The organism is Halorubrum sp. AJ67, from assembly GCF_000513435.1.
Genome location: NZ_CBVY010000002.1, coordinates 339,132 through 343,505, shown reverse-complemented (window position 1 = coordinate 343,505; position 4,374 = coordinate 339,132). Strand labels below are relative to the sequence as shown.

5 protein-coding genes are annotated in these 4,374 nt (G+C 67.9%); all 5 read right to left on the bottom strand.

Annotated features, from left to right (window positions below):
- On the bottom strand, positions 1-464 hold a 464-nt coding region (locus BN903_RS03420), incomplete at its 3' end, for a DUF456 family protein (RefSeq protein WP_394296241.1).
- A gap of 73 nt (positions 465-537) precedes the next feature.
- A complete protein-coding gene (locus BN903_RS03415) occupies positions 538-1,566 on the bottom strand; it encodes a hypothetical protein (RefSeq protein ID WP_195155698.1) in 1,029 nt (342 codons plus the stop codon).
- A 134-nt stretch (positions 1,567-1,700) separates the two neighbouring features.
- Positions 1,701-2,282, bottom strand: coding sequence for a DUF2150 family protein (locus tag BN903_RS03410; RefSeq protein ID WP_048076377.1), 582 nt, complete (start codon positions 2,280-2,282; stop codon positions 1,701-1,703).
- Between the two features lie 85 nt (positions 2,283-2,367).
- On the bottom strand, positions 2,368-3,225 hold the full coding sequence (locus tag BN903_RS03405) for a TatD family hydrolase (protein ID WP_048076376.1): 858 nt from the start codon (positions 3,223-3,225) through the stop codon (positions 2,368-2,370).
- A 40-nt stretch (positions 3,226-3,265) separates the two neighbouring features.
- Complete coding sequence (locus BN903_RS03400; protein WP_048076375.1) at positions 3,266-4,321, bottom strand: ring-cleaving dioxygenase; 1,056 nt, start codon at positions 4,319-4,321, stop codon at positions 3,266-3,268.
- Positions 4,322-4,374 lie beyond the last annotated feature (53 nt).

Sequence of the window (4,374 nt, the reverse complement as noted above, 5' to 3'; positions counted from 1 at the left end):
CGCGACCGCGACGCCGCCCAGCAGGACCGCGTTGGACGAACGCGCTCGCGAGGACGCCGACGGCCGCGTACGCCGCCGTGCCGGGCGGCGACGCGCGGTTCGGCGTCGATCCTCGTACAGGGCGACGAGGAAGACGGTGCGCAAAGCCCGACGACGAGACCGATCGGGCCGAGCGGGAGCAGCAGCGCGACGCCGACCAGCGTGCCGACGACGACGGTCCGGGTCGACGCGCCACCGAGCCGCCCGGAGACCATCCCCGAAAACAGGTCCACGGCCGAGGCCAGCAGTGAGACGAGAACGAGCGCGAGCAGCACGGCGAGACTCGGCTCGGTGAAGGCGGTGGTGTACGCGTAGCCGACGACGGTCAGCGCAGCGAGGACGCCGCTCGGCACGAACGGGACGAACGCGCTGGCCGTCCAGACGACGAGCAGCGCGGTCGCCAGTTCGGCCGCGGGGAGTGCCATACGCGACTAACGACGCGCGAGTTCAAAACGCTTCGTCGAGATACCGCCTCGTCGGCCGCGTTGCGACCCACTGTTACCCGAGTTCGATCGTCTCGATGTATCGGAGAAACGCCTCTAACCCCTGGTTCCCCGTGTACTGGATCATCTCGGTGTCGGTGTCGTACTGGATAATTCCGGCGTCTTGGAGCATCGGGAGGTGAACGTGGACGATTTCGATCCGAACCTTCTCGCGTGACGGCGCGTCGCGGATCGGCAGCGACCGATCGATGTTGTGGACTTCCTCGACCAGTCGATCGAGCGAGACATCCTCGGTCGGCTGGCTCTTCAGGTTGTACAGGAGGGTGCGTCGGCGCGGGGACGACACCAGATCCAGTACCGTTTCGAAGGAGTGTCGCATCGGTACTGTCTCGGACCGGTCCGGATCGGCCGTCCCCGTTCCGCCCGGCGGTGACGTCGTCGAACGGAACGTCGGTGCCGTCGTCGATCTCTCGCGCTCCGTCGGGATCCAGCCGTCGTCCGGGGTGTGTTCGATCACCGCGTCGTACAGCGGCCGAAGCGTTGCTGTCGTTTCCTCGTCGTGTTCCTCCGAGTCGACGTGGTGGTGAGCGACGACGCCGATATCCTCGCAGAGATCGTTGAGAGCGGTGATCAGACCGACTACCTGTTCGATGTCGAAGGAGGCGAGCAGCGTCGTCACGGAGTGGAGGCACATAACGCTCCGCTCGTCGGTGTCTTTCCACGCACCCAGCTGACTGGCGATCGTGAGACCGATGTCGTAGAGGTCTCCGTCTTCGGGAACACCACGCACGGAGACCGTTCCCCAGTCGGTTGTTTCGGGCTGTGACGTCGTCTTGTCCCGTCTCCCGTCCACAACCGTCGCCCGCGCGGGGAGTTCGGTGCCGGATTCGCGTTGCCAGATCGACAGCCGCTCCGTCGGAGACGACGAGAGGGTCACGGCCAAGACGTTCGTCTCACTGGGCAAATATCGGGTTAGGAGGTCGACACAGGCGCTGTCATCGGCAGATCCGAGTAATGGAGCGAGGAGAAGGATAGATGACGCCCCGCTGAAATAGCTGTTGAGCGCCTGTGACGAATCTGTCACTACTGGCCTCTCGATAGGCCACTCGGAAAACTTCGTCGTTCATTCTACATTTTGATAGAGGCGGTGAGCGCCTTCGAAAACGTCGACGGTCGCCGCGGAGGCCACGGGGACGCGTGTCGAATGGTCCGGCGCGCTCAGTCTTCTTCCTCGACGACTTCCGGATCCTCGATGGCCGACTGGAGCGAGTCGAGTCCGTTGACCCACTCGGAGACCAGCCCGTATTCGAGGTCCTCGACGAGTTCGATGTCGAGCGCCTCGCCGTCGATGACGCGCGTGCCGGCCTGAACGACGTAGCCCAAGGCGGCGTCGAGGTCGTCGCCCTCCTCGGCCTCGGCGGCCGCGCGCACGAACTCGCTCACGTCGCCCTCGACGACGCCGCCGACGACGTACTCCTCGGCCGCGTAGAAGACGGGGACGAGCGAGGTCTGGACGCCGTCGATCAGCATCACCTTGTCCTCGTCGTCGAACTCGACGTCGGCGAGGACGATGTCGCGGATGTCGCGGACCTCCTCGACCGCGCGCTCCTCGTCGATGCGGTCGTCGTCGAAGGCGGCGAGCACCTTCACCACCGCGATCGCCGCGTCGTCTTGGAGGTTCAACAGGAGCCGCGCGGAGTCCTCGTTTTCGGGGTCGAGCTCCTCCTCGGCCAGCCTGTCGAGCCAGTTCTGCCAGCGTTCGTCGGTATAGAACGTTTCAACGGCGTCGTCGTCGGTCATGTCCCGTACGTCGCCCGGCCAACTCAAATGCCTTTCCTATCGAACGCCGCCCGAGACCGCGTCTCACCCGGCTCGACGCCCGAAATCACGGCGCTCGGTCGAGCGTCGACTCGGTGTCGATTCCGTACACGGCTCGGGGCGTCTCGACGTGCGCGCGCCGGACCGCCTCGTCGTACCCCTGTTCGAGTAGCCACCGCACCCGTCGCGGGACGGTCTTCGGTCCCAGCACCATCCCCGGCCGGTCGGGGTCGTCGACGAAGTCGGTCTCCATCAGGAACGGCTCGCCCGCCTCGGCGGCGCGCTCCAGCCGGTCCTTGTCGCTCATCACGCTCGGGGTCACGCCGGCCAACTCGCCCGCCGCGTAGTGTTTGACGACGCGCGAGGGGTCGAGTCCGACCGCCTCCGCGACCGCCGCGAGGTCGGTCAGGTCCTCGCTGGCCTCGGTGTGGAGCTGGACCGCGCAGTCGACGTCGGCCCCGAGTTCGAACGCGCGCCGCGTCACCGCGTTCGACGCCTCCCAGACCGCGTCGCTCACGTCGTAGTGGGGGCGGCCGGACTTCAGCGCGAGCGCGTCGCCGTCGGCGACGTACTCGCTCGCGACCGCCAGCCCGCCGCGCATGAGGTCGCGAGCCTCCTCGGGCGAGAAGCCCCGCTCGTCGACGAGCCGGCTGACGAGCCCGGGGTGGACGCCGAGGACGGGCCACGCGCGCCCCGGAATGACCTCCGTCGCGGCCGCGACCGTCTCCAGCGTCTCCTCGAAGACGGCCCGGAAGTCTTCCGGTTCGTCTGGTTCGACGTCGAGCAGCCACGAGGGCTTGTTCACCACGAGCAGGTGGGTGCCGCCGAGCCGGACGAAGTCTTCGACGGCCTCGACCCCGCGACCGTGACGGGGGTCGAGGTGGAGGTGGTTATCGAGTACGGGCGTGCCGAGGTCCTCTGTCATGGACGGGCGTTCGGTCGCGCCGAGTTAGAAGGCTCGGTCCTCAGTCGTCGTCGCCTTCGGCGGTCTCGACGGCGTCGGGGTCGACTCTGTTATCCTCCTCCGGCCGCGGGACCATCACGTCGGCGAGACCGGACTCGATCTCGTCGCGGCGGTCCTCGAACTGCCCGGGCAACACCAGCCGCTCGCCGAGTTCGTCGAGCGGCTCGTCGCTCGCGTACCCGGGGTCGCTCGTGGCGAGTTCGAAGAGGACGCCCGCGAACTCCCGGAAGTACACCGACCGGAACCAGTGGCGGTCGATCTGCTGGGTCGGGCGTAACCCCATCGACGCCACCGCGTCGCGCATCGCGGACTGGTCGGCGTCCGTCGGCGTCTGGAACGCGACGTGGTGGACTGTGCCGCGGCCCGACCGCCCCTGTCGGTCCGTCTCGACGACGTCGACGTACTTGCCCACGGGACCGCTCGCGGCGAAGCGCGTTCGATCGCTTCCGGTCGCGGCGTCCGCCGCGGACTCGCTCTCGGTCAGCCCCATCGTCCGCAGGAGGCGCTCAGTGCGCTCGGCGTCGTCGAGCCACAGCGTCACCGAGTGGAACCCGCGGATCGCCGCCGACTCGGGGACGAACGCGGTCCACGCGGTCGTCGGGTCGTCGTCCGGGACCTCGACGGCGACCAGCTCGACGGGGAGTCCGTCGGGGTCGCGGAAGGGGAGGACCGTCTCCCCGAAGCGCTCCTCGCGGGCGTCGTAGTCGACGCCGCGCTCGTCGAACCGCTCCTCCCAGTAGTCGAGGCTCCCGGCCGGAACCCGGAACGCGGTCCGGGAGACCTGTCCCGCTCCGACCTCGCCGTCCGGCAGGTTCGTCCACGGGAAGAACGTCATGCTGGTCCCGGGCGTCCCGTCCGCGTCGCCGTAGAAGAAGTGGTACGTTCCGGGGTCGTCCTGGTTGATCGACCGCTTCACCAGTCGGAGCCCGAGCGTCTCGACCCAGAAGTCGAGGTTCCGCTGCGGGTTGCCCGCCACGCAGGTCACGTGGTGGATTCCGGGGGTGGGCGTCGGTCCGTCTCCCGATTCTGCTTCGGCGGTCTCGGATGCGTCTGTCATACTTCCGTCTATGCCCCGGAGGGACTTGGATCGGCGCGGACACGGGTGTTACC